We start from the raw sequence: 21,790 nt of genomic DNA, 5'->3' as shown, positions 1-21,790 counted from the left end.
ATCGCTCTAGCCTGCAGACCCGGATGTGAGCCCCTGAGCCTGGAGCCACGCGTAGTAGGATTCTCCGGCCGTCGAAAACGGATGCGGAAAGTGGTGCTGAAGATCCGGGCGGTTTCGGTAAAGCTCCCGCGCGTACTGGGGGATTCTTTCCCCGTTATCGTACTGTGCGTAGTGCCACCATCTTTCAGGTATTCTCGTGTCGGTCCAGCTCGCAACCGCGCGCTTGTACCAGGCCCAGATTTCAAAGACCTCGAAACTGTCGCCGGCATATCGCATCGTCGCGGTATCGCCGACCTCGCCGAGCTTCGTGAAATGATAGAATTTGAGCGGCTCACCGTTCACCTTGATCGCTCCATCGACGTCGATGGTCACACGCCGACGATTGAGATTCCAGCTGGCAACGTTGTAACCGGGGTCGCGAACGATGCCCAACTCGCTGAAGAATGCGGGAGCTAGATCGCACCATTTTTGATCAACAAAAAGGCCGCTTACCGGATCGGAGAAGCAGAACCTCGTAAGGCGATCCTCCCACCATTCTGCGAAGCGGTCACCTTCAGCGTCGCTGCGGACTGCAAGAAACCCCAGGTTGAAAGTGCCGTGCTTCAGCGAGCCGAATTCGTTATCGCGGATGGAGCTTTCGGTAACCGCGGGCTCGAGCTGGTGTGGCGTAAGAAGCGTCGAGTACCGGTCGAGCCCATCGACGATCGAAGTCATCGGACCGAAAACAGCAACGTCCGGATCGAGGTAGATGACCTTGTCATACTGCTGCAGCAGCTGGCGAAGCGCTCGCCCCTTCACAGCGGTGCAGGCCTCGACGAGGTCGTGCTTGAACAGCCACGCCGGAGTTGCCGACCCGAATAATTCATCGCCCCAAACGATCTCGTCGAATGGCACGGTCTCTGGGTCGAACGTGTATCCGCCCGGTTCGCGATCGGTAATCACCGCGCACATGATCCAGTCGGGATGATAGCGCTTCACCGAAGCAGCGAGAACGGCGGCTTTCGCCAGATAGCTGAACGTGAAACTCGTGAAGCAACAGATAGTCATTGGACCTCACCGAACAGTTCGCGCACGAAACAACGGAAATCCAACCTTCCCCGGTGCGGTTCGATTTTCCCCCGGTGTCGTTCGAAGAACCCGTTGTTCAGGTGTTCGAGCAGCTCGTGCTCGTCGGCCAGAACCATTCCTAAAGACTTGTCGGCGGCCATTCTTGCAACATTCCCGGAATCGCGATTGGTGACAACGTAAGCACCGGCGGCAGCAGCCTCATAGGCAGCGAAGCAGAACGTTTCAGGACAGAGAGACCAGACGATCGCGTAATCGATCTCGTGCGCCGCGAGCGCATCGCTCATGGCAGACCGGTCTTCCAGCGACACGCTGACCGTGACTTGCTCGATCTGGGACTCGCCGATGTCGGCCATTCCGAAATAGTAGAACTGATAATTCTGATGAGTGCATCCGGCATCGGCGAGCATTTTGAAAACGGGCCAGCCCTTGTGCACCGTCGGGCTACCAATGAAAGCGAATTTTATCGGCTTAGTGGCATCTCGCGTCGGCGCAGGACTGCTCGCTAAGGCGCAATGCGGGTGCACGATCGCCCGTCCCTGAAAAAGATGCGACGCCTTTTTCCAGAGATCCAGGGTAGCGTCGGACGGAGACACGACCGTAAATCTCGCTCTCTCGAACATCGCCGTAAATCGGCTAATGTGCTCGCGCCGGCTATCGCCGTATTTGCAAATCGAACAGGCTTGCGAATCCGGAGATGGCGCACCGCAGTACGTGATGTCGTTCCGCAGCAGGTTGTAGCCCGGACAAACGGAGAAGAAATCGTGCAGCCAAAAGTACGTTTGGCTGTCGGGTACGGCATCTGCGAGCGCGAGAACCATCTCAGTCGTGAGACCGTGCATGGCGTGCACGAAAACGGCGGCCTTCGTGAAGCTGGTTGCCACCGGTTCAATGGCCGCGATCAGATTGGCCGCTGTCGTGACGCCGATCACCTCACCGTTCAAAACCAATCGAACCAACTGAGCCGACCAGTTCTCGGAAGCCGCCAGAATCGGCAGCGGTTGAACCGGATGAATGTTCAGATATGAGCAGCCGAGAGCTAGACACTCTTGCTGCTCTTGCCTCACGCACAGCTGAACGCCGCCCATGCCTTCGATGTAATTGTCGTGACTCAACGAAATCGCGATGCGGCCGTGCGTGCGTTCCGCAGACGATGAAATTATCTGCGCGAGCGCGGCTGACGATTTCGGCAGGTATGGCCTCGAAGGAATTGTCCAGGCGGAAACGACTTCCGGCAACGAACGCATCGTCCTCAGATAGCGCGTGCGGAACCCGCCCGGCAATGCAGGAGACCGTCCTTCCCGCCTACCGCTTCCGATGTAGTGGTAGAAGGGATTCAAATTCGCGGCAACGACATCAGGGTTCGCCAGCATGTAGTCGCTCGTCGAAAAATCCGCACGAGGATTTCGTCCCTCACGCCAACCGTTCGTGATGTAATGCGCTATCGGATCGAAATCTTTATTCGCCTCCTTGACGCGTGCGATGTCGCGGTTCGTACCGAGGTAGTACTCACAATCGAATTCCTTGGCGATAACCTCATAGACAAGGTCCGACGCCGATCCGGCGCTCCGCTTCTTCAGACTTGGCGATAATCCCTTCCGTCTGCCGATCGTCAGGAAGTGAAAAAAGGGATTGATCCCAGACATCGAAACATCCGGGTTCGACTGAACATAATATTCGGTCGAGAAATCGGCGTTGGGGTCGCGCCCCTCTTTCCAACCCATTTCCAGGTAATGGTCTAGCGCATCGAAGGCGACTGCCGATGCCGCAACCGCGCGAACATCATCGTAGCGATCCAGGTAATACGTAGTGTCGAATTCCGAGGCTATCACCTCGCGCACGAGGCGCTGGACCGACACCGCATCCGATCCGCCTTCGTCACCGCTGATCGCAGCCCGCTGCAAGTCCACCACGCGACGCCGGTACTTCCTGCGTTTATCGCGCCTTCGCGGATGGCGAAGAGCAGCTATCAGCCTCGACCACTTACGCGAACGCTCTAATCCCTGAAAAGTGACCATTTCCTGCCCGTCGAATTATGCACTTAACTGCGATGGTACGATGTTCGAAACCAACAGATCGTTGAGGGACGCCGGCTCCGTCATCAGCGACAGCGGAAGCAAGACGTGCCTTGCGTCGCTCGCGAGCCTTTCGGCCGGAGCGCCGAGGTCGAACGCATAGACCGGGAACCCCGCCGAAAGCGCGATCGACAGCGTGTAGCAATACGTTTCCGGGCACACCGACGGCATCAGAACGACATGCGCGTTCTGGCGCTCGAGTATCGAGATGACCTCGTGTTCTTCGTAGCGTCCCGTAACTTTCAAATTTGGTGGCAACGTTTGGACGTCGAGATCCGTGTAGCCGACCACGACGAATTCGAGCGGTAAGGAACGCCGCAAGGCGTCTCGCGCGCATTCGAGCAAAAGGTTGGAACCTTTGTGCGGACCGATAGCGCCGATGACGGCGACCTTCACGGGGCCATCCGTATATGTCCGCGCGATCCCGGATTGCGTCTGACGGTCTTCCGGATGCGGCTCGACCCGGATTTCGACATCTGGAAAATACTTGCGCACCCGCCGCCGCGTATCTTCCGAAGGCGCAACGACGCTCCGGCTAGCGAGCAGGAACCGGTGATAGATCTCTCGCCAGGCGCGAATGTTTGTCAGGAAAAACCTGTCGGCATCCGGATGGATGCTTCTGAGCCTGTCGGGTTTGGCCAAAAGACAACGGTCGCACGCCGCGACGCCAGGCTCGCCGCAATACACGCCGCTCTGATCGATGAGCGTGATCTGCGGACAGATCGCGGTGTAGTCGTGCAGGTGGACATCATAGGAGACGCCGGTCGAATCTTTGAGCCGCCGGAGCTTTTCGAACAGCGAGACGGACCATCCGGCGGTGCTGTGCACCTCGATCCTGGTTACGTTCAACTCGACGAGCAGAGCAGCGAACGCCCCCTCATCGGCATCCAGGTCGAAACTCGGAATGTTAGGCAGGTCGAGGCCCGCTCCGCCCCGGTGCAGCTGAATGCCTTTGCCGCCGTTGTCGGGATACGCCGCCAAGATTGCTTCGCCCGATGGCAAGCGCGCGGACCGGTCGCGAAGAAACTTTTCAACGCCTCCGCCGAGCGCGTGGGTAAACACCAACGTCAGAGCGGCCGGAGCCTGGCGTAGCATGCGGGCCACATCGAGCTTCGTCCGGTAAATGCGGGCCGGATCACGCTCGATAAACTTGCCGACGACCTTTTGATAATCGGGGTATTTCTTCGTCAGTGTACGGATTGCTTTTTGCTTGAGCGTCTTTTCTCTTGTTCCGAAAGACCCCGACCCCGAGTGGAAAACAAAAACATCCAGCGCGTGCTTATTGGAAAATCCTAATTCTTTCACCCTCAGACAGAAATCATTCTCCTCGCCATAACCCACCCCAAACAATTCGAAATCGAAATAACCGGCGCTATCGAGCGCCGCGCGGGTGATATACATGCAGAATCCCACGCCCGTCGGCACTTCAAGAGATCGGCCATTGTTCACGACGGCGGCCAATTGATCCAATTCCGCGAATTCAATTTCCAGAGCCGCGGGATTGGAAGCGCAGAACGTCGGATAGCTGCAAATCTCGCCATTGTTGGTGAAGGGCGTCACCGTCCCGACCTTGGCACCATTCGCATGACCGCGAAGCCGGTCGATCCAGTGATTGAAAACCAACGTATCGCTGTTGAGGATGATGACGTCCCGGCTCGACCGGCTCATCCCGCGATTGACCGTTTTTACGAAACCGAGATTCACCTCGTTCTCGATGAGCGTGATGAGACCCATGGCCCTAAGGCGAGTGAGCGCCTCGCTAAGCCTCTCGTCCGGCGAAGCATCGTTGATGACCACCAGCTCGAACGCCGTTTGGTTCGTGGCTGAGAGCACCGACGCAATGCAAGCCAACGTATCGGAATATCCCTTGAACACGGGGATAACCACATCGACAACGGCAGCACCGCTCGCCTGCTCCGCGCGTCCGCCTGTGGTGCTGAGTATCTCTTCGAAAACGCTCCACGCCGGTTCCTTGGGACAATAGGCCGGTCCCGCAGACGTATTGTTCGCTTGCCTCAGAAAATGCTTCAGGAGCGCGCCGCCCGCAGCACTAACATCAGGATTTGAAAGGCGATAAGCCGCCGGGTCGAACTTTTGCGACGGCCTTCGGTTCTCCTTCTCACCGACGCGGATGTAGTGGAGCAGCGGATTGAGACCGCTGGCATACACGTCAGGATTGGTTTTCAAGTAGTAGACAGTATCGAACGCGCGGTTGGGCTTCCGCCCCTCGAAAGCTCCGCACAAAATGTAGTGGGCCACGGGTTCAATTCGGGAAGCGCGAACGTCGTCGTATTGTTGCAAATACCAATCACGATCAAAGAGACCGGACCGCTCCAAAGTTCTGCATGTCTTCGCGAGTTTGCTCTTGCCGAATGTCCGAGCCAGCGTCCCAAGTGCGCTTCGCCGCCGGACTGCGAGGTTACTCTTCAGCACGTACTGCATCAATGTCGATGCTTTGAAGTCAGATAGGCGAAGCTCCTCGGAGAGGGAACTTCGTTCGATCTGCGAAAGCGCAGACCGGTCTTCGATGTGGGAAAATATCAGTCGAGGATTGCCCTCATCGTCGCCCCTCACAATAGAATTCCACCCTCGGTTTATCGGATTAACCGCGCTGACCTCAATTAGGCGGTGGCCTGCGTGATTGCCTTCAGGTCGTCATCACTGCGAAGGACCTCGAGCACACATCGACGTCCATATGAACTTTGGGAAATCGGTGGGTTTCATAGCCGTCAATCCCGGCTAGGCAGCAAGCGCGCCGTCTCAATTAGCTAATTGAAATTGCCGATGAGCGCCCCCACGGACCGCGCTTACGAGTCCCGGGAAGAGAAGTAAACACACAACCACAAAGCGTCAACGATCAATTCCGTTCCCTCCAAAACGGCGCTATTCAAATCGCATTCGTGTTTGAATTGCATCATTCAACGGTTTATGCGCTGCCGGAATCCAAACGGCTGCATCTCGGAATCTTGCATGGCAGACACATGCGAATTCCGGTGTCGTGCGACCGTGGAACGAATTATTGGGGCGCAACAAATAAACGGGACACCGATTGTCAGGCCGCGGCCCGCGCCTCTTTCAATTTCGAAATGCCTTGCGTGCAACTTTGGAAGGATCAGCTCTTTGGCGATCCGTTCCTTCCGGCAGGCGAACGAAGTTATTGATGTTGGTGGTGAGCCCGGTTGGGATCGAACCAACGACCCTCTGATTAAAAGTCAGATGCTCTACCGCTGAGCTACGGGCCCTTTTTAACACACCAAATCAATAACTTGGACGAAAGCATTTCGTCCGGCGCCATTCCGGCCCATGCCTCGCCGCACCCCTTTGAAGGATGCGCCGCGTCGCGCGCCGAAGCGAGCTTATAGAAACGGTGCTCGGAACCCGCAACCCTCATTCCACCAGCTCTTCTGACGGATGGTCGCAGCCCTGCATAAACGTGGGTGGCTCGCGCTCGGCTTGAGCGGTATATCTCCCCGAAGAAGTCGCCTCGCCTTTTCGGCGCGCGCGACCGGTATCGAGCAGGAATTGCCATGGCTGACCCCGAAGCCCTCGCCGAAATTGAACAGCGCATCGCGATCATCCGCGACAATCTTCGCGAGCTTGTCGAACAGGCCGCCGGCTATTCAGGCGCAGCCGATGACGAACTCAATTCCGATCGGATCGCAACCCAGCAAGCTCAACTCGACGCCCTTCTCAAGGAGCGAGACGCCCTGCTCAAGAAAAAGTAGCCCTCACTCCGGCGCACGACTCATCGAAAGATATAAGCCGCCATCCCTCCCGCTAATCCGCAGCGCGCCGCCGGCCTCCTTCTATGGCCCCGTGCTCGCCCCCCGCTATTGAAGCTTCGCAAACATGCCCGATCGGCTAAAGGCCATTCTCTTGATGTGTATGGCGGTGACGCTGTTCGCCTGCCTCGACACGTCAGCAAAGTATCTCTGCACGACGACGGCAATTCCCGTTTCGCAGATCGTCTGGCTGCGCTTTGCGGGACAGGTCTTGTGTATGGCGCTGGTGCTTGGCCCGACGACGATCCCGAGATTGTTGAAAACGAAAAATCTCACACTTCAGCTGACCCGGTCGACGCTGATGCTCGTGACGACCATCGCCAATTTCATTGCAGTGACCTATCTGCGGCTCGACCAGACACTTTCGATCACGTTCTTGACGCCGCTGATCGTTGCGGCACTTGCCGTCCCTCTGCTCGGCGAACACATCGGCTGGCATCGCGCCGCGGCCATTTTCGTCGGATTCCTCGGTGTTTTGGTCGTTGTGCGGCCGGGCGTCAGCACCGTGCATCCCGCATTCATTGCGGCGTTTCTCTCGACGCTCGCTTATTCGGTAATGATTATCGTCACGCGCCGCCTTTCCGAGTTCGACACCTCGCTCGTGACGCTGTTCTACGGAACCGTTGTCGGAACCATCGCCACTGCCCCGTTCGCCATCAGCGAATGGCTATGGCCGGACAACATTTCGACGTGGGTTCTGCTGTTGGCGCTCGGCGCACTCGGCGGCGGCGGTCACTATCTGATCATCAAGGCATACAAGTTCGCGCCGGTCTCGGCCGTGACGCCGTTTCTCTATTTCGAGCTCATCAGCATGATCACGCTGAGCTACCTCGTGTTCGGCGATCAGCCGGATCGGTGGAGCTTTGCCGGATCGCTGGTCATCGTCACGTCGGGACTTTACCTGATCCATCGCGAACGCATCGCGCACCGGGAGAGCCTTATGGCTCTTGAGCCGGTGGAGCAACGGTGATGCGCGCCTTCGTCTCTGCGGCCCAAGCGTCGAAGCGGCCATCGTCGATCGCCGAGCGCATCGCCGCCATCAGGTCCTGATAGAAGACGGTGTTGACCCACGACAGGATCATCGCGCCGAGATATTCGCCCGACTTGATCAGGTGATGAATGTAGGCGCGTGAATACTCGCGCGCTGCCGGACACGAGCTTGCTTCGTCGAGTGGAGACGGATCCTCGGCATGCTTGGCATTACGCATGTTGACCGGACCGTTCCACGTAAAGGCATAGCCGTGGCGGCCGTTTCTTGTCGGCATCACGCAATCGAACATGTCGACGCCGAGCCGCACGGATTCGATGAGGTCGAGCGGCGTCCCGACGCCCATCAGATAGCGCGGCTTGTTAAGCGGCAAATGCGGCAGCGTCTCGCCGAGCGTCGCGATCATGGCCTCATGCCCCTCGCCGACCGCGAGCCCGCCGACCGCGTAACCGGGAAAATCCATCGCGACCAGCGCTTCCGCCGACCTCCGGCGAAGCTCTACGTCCGTTCCGCCTTGCACGATGGCGAACAGCGCTTGCCCCGGCCCCGCGCCGCCTGACGCGAGTTGCATCTCGAAGGCGCCTTTCGACCGCTCGGCCCAGCGAAGCGACAATTCCATCGCACGCTCGACCTCTTTTCGCTCGGCCGGAAGCTCGATGCATTCGTCGAACTGCATCTGAATGTCGGAACCGAGCAGACACTGAATCTCGATCGAACGTTCCGGCGACAGCATGTGCCGCGAGCCGTCGATATGGGATTGGAAGGCGACGCCCTCTTCCGTGATCTTGCGGATCTTGCCGAGGCTCATCACCTGGAAGCCGCCCGAGTCGGTGAGAATAGGCTTCTCCCAGCGCATGAACTTGTGCAGGCCGCCGAGCTTCGCGACGCGCTCCGCGCCCGGGCGCAGCATCAGATGATAGGTGTTGCCGAGCAGGATATCGGCGCCCGCGTCGCGCACTTGCTCCGGGTAAAGAGCCTTCACAGTCGCGACAGTGCCCACCGGCATGAACGCGGGCGTGCGGATCACACCGCGCGGCGTAACGATCTCGCCGCGGCGCGCGCTGCCGTCTTGTCGCAAAAGGCGATAGCCGAATGCCGGCGAGGGTTTCTCAGTCACGTGTTCGGGTGTCGCGACGTTCATTGATCTCAATTCAAAAAGCAACGGCCGCCGGCAAGGCGATTGATCCCCGGCCGGCGGCAACGCTGAATGTTTCTCTTACTTCTCGATCTTCTCAACGACGCCCTTGCCAGGCTCGACGATGAGCTTGCTGAAGTTCGGCGCCGCATCGCTATGCACCAGATCCATCGTCGGCGCGCCCGTCGTGATGAAGGCGTTGATATCCTTCGCCACGGTCTCGGCCGCCGACCATTGAATATTGTGGCCGATGTCGCTCTCCTGCGCTCCGGATGCCGGCAGCGGGAGCTTGCCATATTCCTTCCAGTAGAACGTTAATCCCGACTTGGCGGCTGCCGCCTTGAGGGCCGCTTTGATCTCGTCCTGATCTTTCGCCAGATAGATGCTGTCCTGCGTCGCCCACATGACGAGGGTCGGGACCGACATGCTCTCTAGTCGCGCGGTATTGTCCTGCGCGAGAAGCCCTTTCGTCGCGCCGATCCATGTGCCGAGCTTCGTCTTTGCCGTCTCCGGCGTGTAAGGCTCCAGGAACGACGCTTCTGCGGCCGGATCGATGGTCCAGTTTGCCGCAATCCATTCGCTCGCCTTCGGGTCGGCATCCAGCGGCGTCAACTCATAGACATCGGCGGGAAACGCCTTGCCCTGCGCCTCCAAGGATTTCTTCCAAGCGCCCTCGATTGTCTGATTGAGAACGAAATCGCCCAGCGCGGCGTTGCCGACGCTCTTGGCGCCCGTGGCGTTCAAGATTGCATGACCGACCATTTCCGGGTGCGTGAGCGCAATCTCTTGCACCACGAACGAACCCATCGAATGTCCGGCGAGATCGGCTTTGTGAATGCCCTTCTCGTCCATGAAGGCAATCACGTCGCCGGCGAGGTCCGATATGCGATAGCAGGCCTCGGGCGCCGGGGCACAAATCTTGGCATCCGGCATGCTGCTCTGGCCATGGCCGCGCAGATCGACCGCAATGATGCGCAGCTTGGGATCGAGCTTGTGCAGCGCGTCCATCGCCAGCATCCAGGACCGCGCACTGTCCGTCAAACCGTGGATGAGAATGACGGGCTTGCCGTCGGCTGGCCCGACCTCGACGTACGCCATGTCGATGCCCGTCGGCAGCTTTTGCACGCAGCGCGGAACATTGACCGAAGTGCAAGCCTCGTCGGCCTTTGCAACGTCCGCTGAGAGAGAAATGAATGGCGCCGCCGCGAGCCAAGCGCATGCCGCGAAGGCCCGTGTAATGCCGGTTCTCGATGTCATGGGAACACCCAGCTGTCTGTTGACGCGACGCAATGAGCGGCTTCGACCGGATCGCGCGGTCTTCCTCGCAGCCGGTTCAGCTATATCAGCCGGGCGTGCGGAATAGAAGCGAAGCGTCGCCGTAGGAATAGAACCGGTAGCCCGAGCGGATCGCATGGCCGTAGGCTGCGCGCATGGTGCCGAGCCCCGCGAACGCCGACACGAGCATGAAGAGCGTCGAGCGCGGCAGATGGAAATTGGTCATCAAAATATCGATGGCCTTGAAGCGATAGCCCGGCGTTATGAAGATCGCAGTTTCACCCGACCAGGGCGCGATTGCGCCATCGTCCTTCGCCGCGCTTTCGAGAAGACGGAGCGACGTCGTGCCGACGGCGACGATCCGCCCGCCGCGTGCCCGCACATCGTTGAGCGCCGCCGCCGTTTCCGCCGATACCTCGCCCCATTCGGAGTGCATCACGTGTGCGTCGGTATCGTCCGCCTTGACGGGAAGAAACGTGCCGGCCCCAACATGCAACGTCACGAAATGGCGCGAGATCCCCCGCGCATCGAGCGCCGCCAGCAGCTCTGGCGTGAAATGCAGGCCGGCCGTCGGCGCCGCAACCGCGCCCTCCTTGCGGGCGTAGATCGTCTGATAGCTCTCACGATCTCGAACGTCGCTCTCCCGCTTCAGCGCGATATAAGGCGGCAACGGCATCAGCCCCACGGCCTTGACCGCGTCGTCGAGCGCCGCGCCAGTGAGATCGAACGCAAGTTCGACCTCTCCCGCTTCGCCCTTCGCTGCGACCGTCGCGTCGAGCGCACCGAGCATGCAGCTATCCTGGTCGTGGCCGAAATGCACGCGATCGCCAGCCTCGAGACGTTTCGCCGGACGCGCGAATGCCCGCCACGAATTTTCGCCCGTCCGCTTCGTCAGATTGAAATCGACCTTCGCCCGCGTCTCGCCGCGAATGCGGACGCCGGAAAGCGCCGCCGGAATAACCTTCGTATCGTTGAAGACGAGAGCATCGCCCGGACGCAGCAGGCTCGGCAAATCGCGAACGCTCTGATCGCCAAGATCCGCGTCGTCACGCGCGCAACTGCCTTGAACCGGATGCACGACGAGGAGACGCGCAGCATCTCGCGGCTCCGCGGGATAAAGCGCGATGGCGCTGTCGGGCAATTCGAAATCGAAAAGATCGGTACGCATCAAAAGACTTTGGATAAGCAGCTCAGCGCTTGGCGAGCGCCTCTGCAATGGCGAGAAGAGCGACGAGCAGCCAGCTGAGGATCATCAAGCTCCCGCCAACGGGCGCCAGCATCTGATACGTCGCGTCGTTCGTGAACGTATGAAACGCGATCTCGCCGGTGAAGAGCGAAGCAGCAAAGAGCATCAGAAGCGCTGTCGCACTCCAGAGCTTCCGCCAGGCCGCACGCAGCGCCACGGCAAAAATGCCCACCGACGCAGCAGCGTGCAGCGTCAGCATATTCGCCGCCGTTCCGAGCGCCGGACTGTCGACTTTATGCGCTGCCGCCGCGGCAAGCCCGACGCCCGCGGCACCCGCCAGACCGGCCCATACAAGAATGAGAAAAGGCGCGCTTGAGAGCGCGCCTTGACCGTTGTTGCCGATGTCGCGCATCAGGCTGCATCCGCCGCGACGCGAACCTTCACCATCTTGTCCGGGTTCTGCGGCGGCTCGCCCTTGGCGATCTTGTCGACGTTGTCCATGCCGTCGATCACCTTGCCCCAGACCGTATACTGCTTGTCCAGGAACGTCGCGTCATCGAAGCAGATGAAGAACTGGCTGTTCGCCGAATTGGGGTTCGCCGATCGCGCCATCGAGCAAACGCCGCGCACGTGCGGCTCGGCGTTGAACTCGGCCGGCAGGTTAGGCAGATCCGAGCTGCCGGTTCCGCGTCCCTGCGGACAGCCGGTCTGCGCCATGAAGCCGGGGATCACGCGGTGAAAAACGATGCCGTCGTAGAAGCCGTTGCGAGCCAGCGTTTTGATGCGCTCGACGTGCTGCGGCGCGAGATCGGGGCGCAGCTCGATCGTGACGGGCCCTTTCGTTGTCTCGATGACGAGCGTGTTTTCCGGATCTTTGATTTCGGCCATGAGACCATCCTTTCTTGTTATTTCCTCTCCCCGTTGGCGGGGAGAGGGCTAGGGTGAGGGGCGGAAAAACCGAGCCGATGGCCGCCCCTCACCCCAACCCTCTCCCCATCGCCAAGTGGCAATGGGAAGAGCGAGTTTCAATTATTGCACGTAGACTTTCTGCATGACGTCCGGGTTGGTTACCGTTCCGGAACCCGGTGCGCCGCGCTTGATCAGATCGACGAACTGCATGCCTTCGACCACCTGGCCGAAAATCGTGTAGCTGCCCTTCAGGCTCGCGCAGCCGATGCTATTGAAGCAGATGAAGAACTGGCTGTTCGCGGAGTTCGGGTCGGACGTGCGCGCCATTGCGACAGTCCCCCGCTTGAACTCTTCATTCGAGAACTCGGCCGGAAGATCGGGAAGCTTCGAGCCGCCAGCGCCCGTTCCCGTCGGATCGCCGGTCTGGGCCATGAAGTCGTCCATGACGCGATGCCATTTGATGCCGTTGTAGAAACCCTGGTTGGCGAGCGTCGTGATCTGCTCGACGGTCTTCGGCGCGAGATCGGGCCTCAGCTGAATGACGACCTTGCCGTTCTTGAGCTCGATGACGAGCTTGTCACCGGCGGCGCGCGCCGGCATGTCGCCGAACGCGGTCATTGCGAGCAACGACGCGAGAATTACCGAAAGAAGTCTGGCCATTGGCGCTCCTCGTGGATTTATGATTTCGCCGGCGTTTCCATTTGCCGATCACGGCCATCCGATGTGGCGGCGGGCAGTGTTGCCGCCCTTATGGCGATTTGACGGCTGACCCGCAAGTGACCGCTTGGCCGGCCTGCACGCTACGGCCGGAGCTTCATGCCCCGCGAGCGGCCCGCAGGCTTGCCGTCCGGTGGCGGAGGCTCCACCCGGGACGCTTTTAATAATGACGCGTCGTCGAGCGTCGCCAGCAGATGCCGGGCAAGATCCTGCACGATGCCCGCCGGAGAAACCATCACCCCTTCGCGAACGAGCCTCGCGAACTGCTGATCGCGATGCGGACCACGGCCAATGCCGCCGCCTTTCGCAACAACCCGGTGCCACGGAACGATGTCGCGTTCATCTTCGGAAAGCTGCGACAGCATCGTGACGGCGAGAGGCGCTGGAATGCCGGTCTCCGCCGCGAGGCACTCCGCCGTCGTAACGCGCCCCACTGGAATTTTGCGAAGAAGCGTCAGCAGCTCGGCTTTTGATCGTAAGGCCATGACGTCGGCCTATCGCGTTTTCGGCCCTTTTGCCTTGAGACGCTTCAGCACGGCTTTCGACACGAAAGGCGACGGATCGCCCCCCATCGACGCGACGGCGCGAACGAGGTTCGCAGCGATATGCCGGACGGACGGCGAAGCCGCCACGTAGACGGTCTGGATCTCCGGCGCCATCTCGCCGTTCATGCCCGCCATCTGCATTTCGTAATCGAAGTCGGTGCCGTCGCGAAGGCCGCGGATAATGATCGACGCCTCGTTGGCACGCGCCGCCTCGACGGCAAGCCCCGAGAATGTAACGATCGCGATCTCCGTCTTCGTCGCCTCGGCGATGGAGCGCACTTCATCTTCGAGCATCGCCACGCGCTCGGCTTCGTCGAACATCGGAGCCTTGCCTGGATTGACGCCGATGCCGATGACGAGCTTGTCCAGAAGGCCCGCCGCGCGTCGGATCACGTCCGTATGCCCGAGCGTCACGGGATCAAAAGAACCGGAATAGAAGCCGATGCGGATCATGGGAGCCTTCGCAATTCAGGAAACTCCTGAATAGCGTCGGCCGTGCGAATTGCCCAGAGGGATCGGTAGGAAACGCGAAGACTTTAACCGGTAGGATGAACGAACGGGCCACCCAGACGCTCGACGCGCCAATTCCCGCGCTGCCGGAATAACGGCCTCAATCCGGATTCGATTTCAGGAAATCCACGATATCCTTGCGCGTCTTGATGTCGGAAATCCCCGTAAACGGCTTCATATTGTTGTTCGGCACGACCCCGTCCGGATTGGCAATGAACTTGTCGAGCGTGCCCTCATCCCAAGTGATTTTGGCTTCCCTCATCGCGGCCGAATAATTGAAGCCTTCGACAGCACCAGCCTTTCGCCCGACGACGCCATGAAGGCTCGGCCCCAGGCGGTTATCGTTTTTCTTCCACGAATGGCATGTCCGGCAGTTGTTATTGAACACTTCGGCGCCCGAAGTGCCCGTGGCATCGTTTGCAATATCGGAATCGGCCGCAAATGCCGCTGGAGCGAAAGCAACGGACAGCGCGCCTAGTCCGATAAGAAGAATACGCACGGGACCTCCTCCCATGGCGATAAGGAATTCGCCGGGTAAATTTCTTTTTGAAGCGGTTCTTGAGCATTTAACGCAAAAAACCCCGGCAGCGTTCCCACCGGGGTTTTCATCAAAGCAATGTTCGAATGTTTTGAGCGCGCGCGCCGTCAGTTGGCCTTCGGCGGGTCCGATGGATGCGTCGCGTCTTTTGCCTTGTCGAGAGCTTCGCGAGCCTCCTCCTTGGCTTTTTCGAGTGCAGGCCCTGCCGCCTCCTTTGCGGATTCGTAGGCTTCCTTCGCGGCTTCCTTGGCCTTTTCGTAAGCCGGGCCCGACTTGTCGCGAATCTCCTCGCTCTTATCGGCTGCGCGTTGCAGCCAGCCGATCGGCGGATGGGCGCGCTTGTAGGCAGGCGCAGCGTTAAGCGAGTCGATCGTCGCCGATGGCATCGTGACGTTGATCTTGCCGCCGGCGGCTTCGATGCCGAGCGACGGCAGGCTGACGGCGACCTTCTTCTCGCCGACGCCAAGCAATCCACCGACGCCGATGATCACGCCGACGATCCTGTTATCGCTATCGACGACGAGGTCTTCGACGTCGCCGATGATCTTGCCGTCCTGGTCGTGAACGTTCGCTCCGAGCAGACGGTCCTTGGCGAGATATTCCGTCGGCTTCTGTTCGGCGAAAAACGTTTCGTCGGCGAGTGCCGGCATCGCGCCGGCGATCAGCGCGCCAAGCGCCAGAGCCATGATCTTGGGAGTCATTTGCATGTCCTTTTGGGGTAACGGGCGGGCTCGATAAGGTGCCGCGCCGCCCGCGCTGGCGAGCGAATCTGTCGCCACCCGCGCGGGGCTCAGCCTGTAGATCCCGAGTATGTCTGCAGCAAGTCGTCCACATGTTCTGATCCGGGCGCCGGGTGCCCATGCAATGCATTGTTTTGACGAGGTTTTTTCGGCCGTTGAGGGGCCGTGGCACGACGCCGCGCGAGTGGCTTTCACAATTCATTTCTGCTAGAGTATAGCTACGATTTTTGCACCGGCCGCCGGCGCATCCAGCCCGCCCGATTTTACCCCAGAAAGAGCTCACTTTGACCGACAGAAGCGACGACGACCAACCGGCTGGCCGCGAGCCGAGCGATATCCGTCCGATCTTGATTTCGGACGAGATGAAACGCTCTTATCTCGACTATGCGATGAGCGTCATCATCAGCCGCGCGCTGCCCGACGTGCGCGATGGTCTGAAGCCTGTGCACCGGCGCATCCTCTTCGCGATGAACGAGCTTGGGCTCGACTGGAACAAGAAGTACGTCAAGTCGGCGCGCATCGTCGGCGAGGTGATGGGCAAATACCATCCCCACGGCAACCTCGCGATCTACGACGCCCTCGTTCGCCTCGCGCAGGACTTTTCCGTCCGCGTTCCGCTCGTCGACGGCCAGGGTAACTTCGGCTCCATCGACGGCGATCCTCCGGCAGCCGAGCGCTACACCGAATCCCGTCTCGCCAAAGTCGCGACATACCTTCTCGACGATCTCGAAAACGATACGATCGATTTCAAGGACAACTACGACGGCCAGCTGAAAGAGCCGTCCGTCCTGCCCGCGAAGTTTCCGAACCTGCTCGTCAACGGTGCAGGCGGCATCGCCGTCGGCATGGCGACGAACATCCCGCCGCACAACTTGGGCGAAGTCATCGACGCCTGTATCGCCGAACTCGAAAATCCCGAGATAACGATCGACGAACTTGCCCAGATCATTCAAGGGCCGGACTTCCCGACGGCCGGCATCATCCTCGGCCGCGGCGGCATTCTCTCCGCCTATCACAAGGGGCGCGGCTCGATCATCATGCGCGCCCGCGTTACCACCGAGAATATCCGCAAGGATCGAGAAGCTCTGATCGTCTCGGAAATTCCCTATCAGGTCAACAAACGGACGCTGATCGAGAAGATCGCCGACCTCGTGCGCGACAAGAAGATCGAGGGCATCTCCGACCTTTGGGACGAATCGAATCGCGAAGGCATCCGCATCGTCATCGAATTGAAGCGCGACGCCGTCGCCGATGTCGTCCTGAACAATCTCTATAAATACTCCGACTTGCAGACGACGTTTGGCGCCAACATGCTGGCGATCAACGGCGGCCGCCCCGAAAGCCTCAATCTCAAGGACTTCATCGTTGCGTTCACCCACTTCCGCCAGGAAGTCGTGACCCGGCGGATCAAACACCTTCTCAACAAAGCGCGCGATCGCGCCCACGTTCTCGTCGGTCTCGCAATCGCCGTCGCCAACATCGACGAAGTCATCAAGCTCATCCGCCACTCGGCATCTCCCGCCGAGGCGAAAGAAGGATTGATGGCCCGGGACTGGCCCGCGAGAGATATGATACCGCTGGTCCAGCTCATCGCCGATCCGCGCCATACCGTTTCTTCCGATGGCACCTACCGCCTCTCCGAGGAGCAAGCGAAAGCGATTCTCGAATTGCGGCTGGCACGCCTCACCGCTCTCGGCCGGGACGAAATCGCCGATGAATTGAACAAGATCGCGACCGAGATCAGGGAATACCTGGAAATCCTCGCCTCGCGCGCCCGCGTCGTCGATATCGTCAAGGGCGAGCTGACTTCGATCAGAGACGAATTCGCGACGCCGCGTAAAACCGAGATCATGGATTTCGACGGCGACGTCGATGACGAAGATCTGATCCAGCGCGAAGATTGCGTCGTCACCGTTAGCCACAAGGGCTACATCAAGCGGGTGCCTCTCGCGGCCTATCGCGCACAGAGACGCGGCGGCAAAGGCCGCTCCGGCATGTCGACGCGTGATGAGGATTTCGTCACCCAGCTTTTCGTAACGTCGACGCATACGCCCGTGCTGTTCTTCTCATCGCGCGGCATGTGCTACCGCATGAAGGTCTGGCGCCTCCCCGCCGCATCTCCACAATCGCCCGGCAAGGCGCTCGTCAACCTCCTGCCGTTGGCAGAAGGCGAAGTCATCACGTCGATCCTGCCGCTGCCGGAGGATTCCGCCACCTGGGGCGAGCTGGAGCTGATCTTCGCGACGCTGTCCGGCAACGTGCGGCGCAACGCGCTCGCCGACTTCGAGAGCATCAACCGCAACGGCAAGATTGCGATGAAGCTCGACGAGGGCGATCGCATCGTGCAGGTCGCCATCGCCAAGCCGGACCAGGACGTCCTGCTCACGAGCGCGGAAGGCCAATGCGTCCGCTTCCTCATCAGCGATGAAATCCGTCTCTTCAAGGGACGCGACTCGACGGGCGTGCGGGGCATCAGGCTGGCCGACGGCGACGAAGTGATTTCGATGGCCATCCTCGACCACTTCGATGCCTCCGCCGAAGAACGCGCCGCGTACCTGAAGCAGGCGAGCGCACTGCGCCGTTCGGAGGAAGCCGAAGACGCCGAGACTGTGCCGGAAGCGGACGCGGAGGAAGTGAGCGCTGACGCCGTGACGCTGAGCCCCGAACGTTTCGCTGCCATGCAAGCGGCCGAGCAGTTCGTGCTGACCGTTTCGATCAGAGGCTTCGGAAAGCGCTCGTCATCGTTCGAGTTCCGTACGTCGGGACGCGGCGGCAAAGGCATCGTCGCGATGGTTGTCAACGATCGCAACGGCCGCCTGCTCGCATCGTTCCCGATCGGCGGCAACGATCAGATCATGCTTGTCACCGACGGCGGTCAGCTGATCCGCTGCCCCGTGCACGACATCCGCATCGCCGGACGCAACACTCAGGGTGTTCGCATCTTCAAGACGGACGCCGATGAAAAGGTCGTTTCCGTCGAGCGGATCCCAGAGGACGAGGAAGAAGCGCAGGAAGCCGTCACGGAGTGAAATTCACCATCACTCTGACGTCATCCCGTAGAGCTCGGCGAAGGCGGAGTTCATCTGTATCAACGTCATCCCGGCGTAGGCCGGGATCTATCCAAGCCTGAAATTTGCGAAGAACTTCTGTTTGGACGGATCCCCGCCTTGGCGGGGATGACGTGGTGTGAGAGTTTTACTGCCTCGGGCATAAGCGTGAGCCGAAACGAAGAATTTGTCCGTCACCGAGTAGTGAGCACCGGCTTTCCCGCTTCGTGCAACTTGATGATCGCTTCGCTGAGCGGACATTTTGCGGCGAGCGCCGACCAGTCGCGCACTGATATTTGGAAGCGGCCTCGACGCTCGATGATCTTCGCTGCGGCGAGCGCCGAGAATGTGCGCGAAACCGTATCGGCATTGAGCGAAAGATAATCGGCGATGCTGTAGCGCGACAGCGGCAGCTCGAATGAGATCGACCGGCCGGACGGAATTCCGAGCCGGGTTCCGCTCTCCACGAGGAATGCCGCTACCCTCTCTTCCGAATTCAGCGCCGCCATCGCCGCCGCGTGCATCTGCTGTCGGGCATTCTGAGCGTTGAGACGCAGAAAGATCGTCTGCCAGAGCCGGTTGTCGCCGATCGATTCTTCGGCAAACGCCGTCGTCGTGATCTTCCAGAATTCGGCTGACCGTTGCGACTTCAGCGCAAGCCCGGGCAGCGGCGCCTGAAGTTCGGGAACGACGACGTCACCGGGATAGAGCAGCGCAGTGATGACGCGAACGCCGGAAACAACCGCGCATTCGATTCCGACCACGCCTTTGGCGACGACGTAGACGAAGCCGCTGCCAAGCGCCGCAAGCGCGCAGCAATTGCCAAGGCGCACGAACTGCGCGCGCCCTTGAAGTCTCATCAATGGCATTAGATCCGCATCGGCTCTGACGCGCTCGCCGGCGCGTTCACCGCTTCTCAAGGCGGAGTTGTAGGCCATCATGGACATGCAGCTATCTACTCCGGGGCGTTCGGCTTCTTGATTGGCCGTTATCGACCGGACGAGCGGAGCGGCATTTGATGTGAATCAATAAATGCCGTGTCGCGCGTGTCACAGACATCGAGATCGCGGCATCGATCTGACGCCGGTCAGAAGACAGCGTCCAAGGCCTCTGTGCGCCCTGCAGCGACGCACCGATAACTCCCAAAGAGACCGTTGAGTCGACAAATGTCTCGGCGGGACAGCAGGAACTCTGAGGGGAGCCGACGGATGCGAAGAGTGGGAATAGTTGTACTTCTGGCGCTAGGGCTATCGCTGAACGTCGCCAAGGCAAACGCCGGCGACTATAGCGGCGACACGCTGGTGCGCGTTCAAGGTACGCTCGTCGCGCCGGACTCGAGTGCGAAGGTCAATATAGATCCGGGTGCAGATGCCCACGTCAGCACCGAGTGGATACCGACCCTGACGCTCACCCACTTCTTCACGAAAAACGTCGCTGCCGAACTCTTTTGCTGCTTTGGGCGCTTCGACGCTAAGGGCGAAGGCAATCTCAAAGGTGCAGACCTCGGCAGCTTCTGGGTCTTCCCGCCGATCCTGACGCTCCAATATCATTTCGATCCCATCGGCGGCCTCAAGCCCTACGTCGGCGCGGGCGTTCAGTACATCCACTACTTCGACGGCGGCCGAAGTGATCTTGGCGGCGCCAAAATCAGCCTCGACGATTCCTGGGGTTTTGCCCTGCAAGGCGGCATCGACGTCGAAATCGGCCGGGGCTGGTACCTCAACGCCGACATCAAGAAAGTCTGGCTCGATACGGATGCGTCGTGGAAAGACACCGCCGTCAAGGCCGACGTCACCGTCGACCCGCTCATCGTATCCGTCGGCGTCGGCTACCGCTTCAACTTGGCGGACCTCCTCGGCTCTCGGGCAGCCCCTGCCCCGCTCAAATAGCGCTCGCGCGCCGACCGCGCGATCGCTCGCCTTGAGGCCTGGAGAAATCCGGGCCTCTTTTTTGTGCGTGCACGACGCATGCGTTTGAACGGCCTGGACGCTCCAGCCGCCTTTCAGCTAGGGATGGGATAGGGCTCAAAAACGAGGAGACCGAAAAGAGTGGAAGCAGGCGGATCGAAAGGCGTTATTTTCGTCGCGTTCGCGTGCAATCTCGGCATTGCGATCGCGAAGTTCCTGGCAGCTGCCTGGACGCAGTCCTCGGCGATGCTCTCGGAAGCGATCCACTCCGTCGTCGATACCTCGAACCAGCTCCTCCTGCTTCTCGGCATCAACCGCGCAAAGCTGCCGCCGGATGCGCAGCATCCCTTCGGCCACGGCAAGGAAATCTACTTCTGGAGCTTCATCGTCGCGATGGTGCTCTTCTCTCTTGGCGCCGGGGTCGCGATCTACGAAGGCGTCGATAAAGTCCTCCACCCGCATCCGCTCCAGAACGTTTTCATCCTTTACGCCGTGCTCGTCGTTGCGATGCTGCTCGAAGGCTATTCGACCGTGAAGGCTGTCGGTGAATTCAATAAGAGACGCCGGTCATCCGGACAGGGCTTCGTTGTGGCGCTGCGAGCCTCGAAAGACCCGACGCTCTTCGCGATCGTGCTCGAAGACCTGGCAGCGATGATCGGCTTGACGATTGCGCTTCTCGGAACAATGGCGGCGCATCTCGGCGGCTACGATTGGGCCGATGGCGTCGCCTCGATCTTGATCGGTTGCGTGCTCGCCTGCGTCGCGATCTTCATGTCGAGCGAAATCCGCTCGCTCATCGTCGGCGAAGCGGCATCCCGCCCCGTTCAAACCGGCATACGCGAAATCATCGAAACGGAAACGGGACCCGGCAAACCGATCCGTAAGATCAACGAGATTCGGACGATGCACCTCGCACCCCAGGACATCCTGGTGACGGCGAGCGTCGATTTCGATGATTGGGTAAGCGCGAGGACGGTCGAGGACGTGACGGCGCGACTGCGGACGGCGATCAAATCAAGCTACCCGGACGTGCATAATCTCTACATCGAGGTGCAGTCGGAGCAGACTTTCGCAGCGAGCAAGAACGCGTCTCATGTCCAAGTCGTTGGCAGCGCCGCCCACTAATACGCAGAACGCTGCGATTCCGCCAACGACTGTCCCTCTGTCCGAAACCTTCGCCCATCGCGGCGGCGCCGCAGGGAATTGAATACGGCGGCGACTAAACACCCGCGCAGGCGCCAATTCAAAACACACCCGCGTGACAAACAAACCCGCGTGATGATCGGCTCATCCACGCCGCGCCAAGCCGCGCGCGTGGCGGCAGGGCTCCCTTCAGGGAGTCGCCACGCGCAAACTCAAACTTCCGCACTT

At 60.0% G+C, this 21,790-nt stretch carries 19 protein-coding genes and 1 tRNA gene; 5 read left to right on the top strand and 15 right to left on the bottom strand.

Translation table 11 applies throughout. The annotated features are described in order from the left end of the window. Positions 1 to 6: 6 nt before the first annotated feature. The 4 genes from AACL53_RS05535 to AACL53_RS05520 form a co-directional block, all read right to left on the bottom strand. Positions 7 to 1,047: a hypothetical protein gene (locus tag AACL53_RS05535; RefSeq protein ID WP_339083298.1), complete on the bottom strand. Its 1,041-nt coding sequence runs from the start codon at positions 1,045 to 1,047 to the stop codon at positions 7 to 9. After that, a complete protein-coding gene (locus AACL53_RS05530) occupies positions 1,044 to 3,083 on the bottom strand; it encodes a hypothetical protein (protein ID WP_339083296.1) in 2,040 nt (679 codons plus the stop codon). The genes AACL53_RS05535 and AACL53_RS05530 overlap by 4 nt, the downstream gene beginning before the upstream one ends. A gap of 15 nt (positions 3,084 to 3,098) precedes the next feature. Further along, the gene (locus AACL53_RS05525) at positions 3,099 to 5,714 is read right to left on the bottom strand and encodes a glycosyltransferase (protein ID WP_339083294.1); all 2,616 of its coding nucleotides are present in this window, start codon (positions 5,712 to 5,714) and stop codon (positions 3,099 to 3,101) included. Positions 5,715 to 6,307: 593 nt separating this feature from the next. Continuing rightward, a tRNA-Lys gene (locus AACL53_RS05520) sits at positions 6,308 to 6,382 on the bottom strand. 285 nt (positions 6,383 to 6,667) lie between these two features. Between AACL53_RS05520 and AACL53_RS05515 the strand changes: the two genes are divergently transcribed. Together AACL53_RS05515 and AACL53_RS05510 are read left to right on the top strand one after the other, a co-directional pair. Continuing rightward, positions 6,668 to 6,865, top strand: coding sequence for a hypothetical protein (locus AACL53_RS05515; RefSeq protein WP_092865326.1), 198 nt, complete (start codon positions 6,668 to 6,670; stop codon positions 6,863 to 6,865). A gap of 124 nt (positions 6,866 to 6,989) precedes the next feature. Beyond that, complete coding sequence (locus tag AACL53_RS05510) at positions 6,990 to 7,892, top strand: DMT family transporter (protein WP_339083292.1); 903 nt, start codon at positions 6,990 to 6,992, stop codon at positions 7,890 to 7,892. Here the strand turns inward: AACL53_RS05510 and tgt are convergent. The 10 genes from tgt to AACL53_RS05460 form a co-directional block, all read right to left on the bottom strand. Beyond that, positions 7,861 to 9,051, bottom strand: a complete 1,191-nt coding sequence (gene tgt, locus AACL53_RS05505; RefSeq protein WP_339083290.1) for a tRNA guanosine(34) transglycosylase Tgt — start codon at positions 9,049 to 9,051, stop codon at positions 7,861 to 7,863. The genes AACL53_RS05510 and tgt overlap by 32 nt on opposite strands. 75 nt (positions 9,052 to 9,126) lie before the next feature. Beyond that, on the bottom strand, positions 9,127 to 10,302 hold the full coding sequence (locus AACL53_RS05500; RefSeq protein ID WP_339083288.1) for an alpha/beta fold hydrolase: 1,176 nt from the start codon (positions 10,300 to 10,302) through the stop codon (positions 9,127 to 9,129). Between the two features lie 85 nt (positions 10,303 to 10,387). Further along, on the bottom strand, positions 10,388 to 11,488 hold the full coding sequence (gene queA / locus AACL53_RS05495) for a tRNA preQ1(34) S-adenosylmethionine ribosyltransferase-isomerase QueA (RefSeq protein ID WP_339083286.1): 1,101 nt from the start codon (positions 11,486 to 11,488) through the stop codon (positions 10,388 to 10,390). Positions 11,489 to 11,510: 22 nt separating this feature from the next. Continuing rightward, entirely contained in the window at positions 11,511 to 11,918 is a 408-nt protein-coding gene (locus AACL53_RS05490; RefSeq protein WP_339083284.1) for a DUF423 domain-containing protein, read from the bottom strand. Next, positions 11,918 to 12,385, bottom strand: coding sequence for a peptidylprolyl isomerase (locus AACL53_RS05485; RefSeq protein WP_339086891.1), 468 nt, complete (start codon positions 12,383 to 12,385; stop codon positions 11,918 to 11,920). Before AACL53_RS05485 ends, AACL53_RS05490 begins: the two co-directional genes overlap by 1 nt. Positions 12,386 to 12,535: 150 nt before the next feature. Next, positions 12,536 to 13,075, bottom strand: a complete 540-nt coding sequence (locus AACL53_RS05480) for a peptidylprolyl isomerase (protein WP_339083282.1) — start codon at positions 13,073 to 13,075, stop codon at positions 12,536 to 12,538. A 140-nt stretch (positions 13,076 to 13,215) separates the two neighbouring features. Continuing rightward, complete coding sequence (locus AACL53_RS05475; RefSeq protein ID WP_339083280.1) at positions 13,216 to 13,617, bottom strand: MGMT family protein; 402 nt, start codon at positions 13,615 to 13,617, stop codon at positions 13,216 to 13,218. A gap of 9 nt (positions 13,618 to 13,626) precedes the next feature. After that, positions 13,627 to 14,130 carry a pantetheine-phosphate adenylyltransferase gene (coaD, locus tag AACL53_RS05470; protein WP_339083278.1) on the bottom strand — a complete coding sequence of 168 codons (504 nt, stop codon included), beginning with the start codon at positions 14,128 to 14,130 and terminating at the stop codon, positions 13,627 to 13,629. Positions 14,131 to 14,287: 157 nt separating this feature from the next. Next, entirely contained in the window at positions 14,288 to 14,686 is a 399-nt protein-coding gene (locus AACL53_RS05465) for a cytochrome c family protein (RefSeq protein ID WP_339083276.1), read from the bottom strand. A gap of 146 nt (positions 14,687 to 14,832) precedes the next feature. Then, the gene (locus tag AACL53_RS05460; RefSeq protein ID WP_339083274.1) at positions 14,833 to 15,426 is read right to left on the bottom strand and encodes a PRC-barrel domain-containing protein; all 594 of its coding nucleotides are present in this window, start codon (positions 15,424 to 15,426) and stop codon (positions 14,833 to 14,835) included. 323 nt (positions 15,427 to 15,749) lie between these two features. Here AACL53_RS05460 and gyrA point away from each other — a divergent pair, with 323 nt between their 5' ends. After that, positions 15,750 to 18,494, top strand: coding sequence for a DNA gyrase subunit A (gyrA, locus tag AACL53_RS05455; RefSeq protein WP_339083271.1), 2,745 nt, complete (start codon positions 15,750 to 15,752; stop codon positions 18,492 to 18,494). Positions 18,495 to 18,706: 212 nt separating this feature from the next. Here the strand turns inward: gyrA and AACL53_RS05450 are convergent, their stop codons facing one another. Continuing rightward, complete coding sequence (locus AACL53_RS05450; protein WP_339083270.1) at positions 18,707 to 19,459, bottom strand: Crp/Fnr family transcriptional regulator; 753 nt, start codon at positions 19,457 to 19,459, stop codon at positions 18,707 to 18,709. A gap of 261 nt (positions 19,460 to 19,720) precedes the next feature. Here AACL53_RS05450 and AACL53_RS05445 point away from each other — a divergent pair, with 261 nt between their 5' ends. Together AACL53_RS05445 and AACL53_RS05440 are read left to right on the top strand one after the other, a co-directional pair. Next, the gene (locus tag AACL53_RS05445) at positions 19,721 to 20,401 is read left to right on the top strand and encodes an OmpW family protein (protein ID WP_339083268.1); all 681 of its coding nucleotides are present in this window, start codon (positions 19,721 to 19,723) and stop codon (positions 20,399 to 20,401) included. 159 nt (positions 20,402 to 20,560) lie between these two features. After that, positions 20,561 to 21,544, top strand: coding sequence for a cation diffusion facilitator family transporter (locus tag AACL53_RS05440; RefSeq protein WP_339083266.1), 984 nt, complete (start codon positions 20,561 to 20,563; stop codon positions 21,542 to 21,544). Positions 21,545 to 21,790: the final 246 nt, after the last annotated feature.

The sequence above is a fragment of the Hyphomicrobium sp. ghe19 genome, assembly GCF_902712875.1.
In the GTDB taxonomy this organism is placed as follows: Bacteria; Pseudomonadota; Alphaproteobacteria; order Rhizobiales; family Hyphomicrobiaceae; genus Hyphomicrobium_B.
This window is presented reverse-complemented; position numbering and strand designations above follow the sequence as displayed.

What these genes read in the sequence shown, in the direction of transcription:
- AACL53_RS05535 (WP_339083298.1), bottom strand. Translation starts at nt 1,047, where the DNA reads ATGACTATCTGTTGCTTCACGAGTTTCACGTTCAGCTATCTGGCGAAA.
- AACL53_RS05530 (WP_339083296.1), bottom strand. Translation starts at nt 3,083, where the DNA reads ATGGTCACTTTTCAGGGATTAGAGCGTTCGCGTAAGTGGTCGAGGCTG.
- AACL53_RS05515 (WP_092865326.1), top strand. Translation starts at nt 6,668, where the DNA reads ATGGCTGACCCCGAAGCCCTCGCCGAAATTGAACAGCGCATCGCGATC.
- AACL53_RS05510 (WP_339083292.1), top strand. Translation starts at nt 6,990, where the DNA reads ATGCCCGATCGGCTAAAGGCCATTCTCTTGATGTGTATGGCGGTGACG.
- tgt (WP_339083290.1), bottom strand. Translation starts at nt 9,051, where the DNA reads ATGAACGTCGCGACACCCGAACACGTGACTGAGAAACCCTCGCCGGCA.
- AACL53_RS05500 (WP_339083288.1), bottom strand. Translation starts at nt 10,302, where the DNA reads ATGACATCGAGAACCGGCATTACACGGGCCTTCGCGGCATGCGCTTGG.
- queA (WP_339083286.1), bottom strand. Translation starts at nt 11,488, where the DNA reads ATGCGTACCGATCTTTTCGATTTCGAATTGCCCGACAGCGCCATCGCG.
- AACL53_RS05490 (WP_339083284.1), bottom strand. Translation starts at nt 11,918, where the DNA reads ATGCGCGACATCGGCAACAACGGTCAAGGCGCGCTCTCAAGCGCGCCT.
- AACL53_RS05480 (WP_339083282.1), bottom strand. Translation starts at nt 13,075, where the DNA reads ATGGCCAGACTTCTTTCGGTAATTCTCGCGTCGTTGCTCGCAATGACC.
- AACL53_RS05475 (WP_339083280.1), bottom strand. Translation starts at nt 13,617, where the DNA reads ATGGCCTTACGATCAAAAGCCGAGCTGCTGACGCTTCTTCGCAAAATT.
- coaD (WP_339083278.1), bottom strand. Translation starts at nt 14,130, where the DNA reads ATGATCCGCATCGGCTTCTATTCCGGTTCTTTTGATCCCGTGACGCTC.
- AACL53_RS05460 (WP_339083274.1), bottom strand. Translation starts at nt 15,426, where the DNA reads ATGACTCCCAAGATCATGGCTCTGGCGCTTGGCGCGCTGATCGCCGGC.
- AACL53_RS05450 (WP_339083270.1), bottom strand. Translation starts at nt 19,459, where the DNA reads ATGTCCATGATGGCCTACAACTCCGCCTTGAGAAGCGGTGAACGCGCC.
- AACL53_RS05445 (WP_339083268.1), top strand. Translation starts at nt 19,721, where the DNA reads ATGCGAAGAGTGGGAATAGTTGTACTTCTGGCGCTAGGGCTATCGCTG.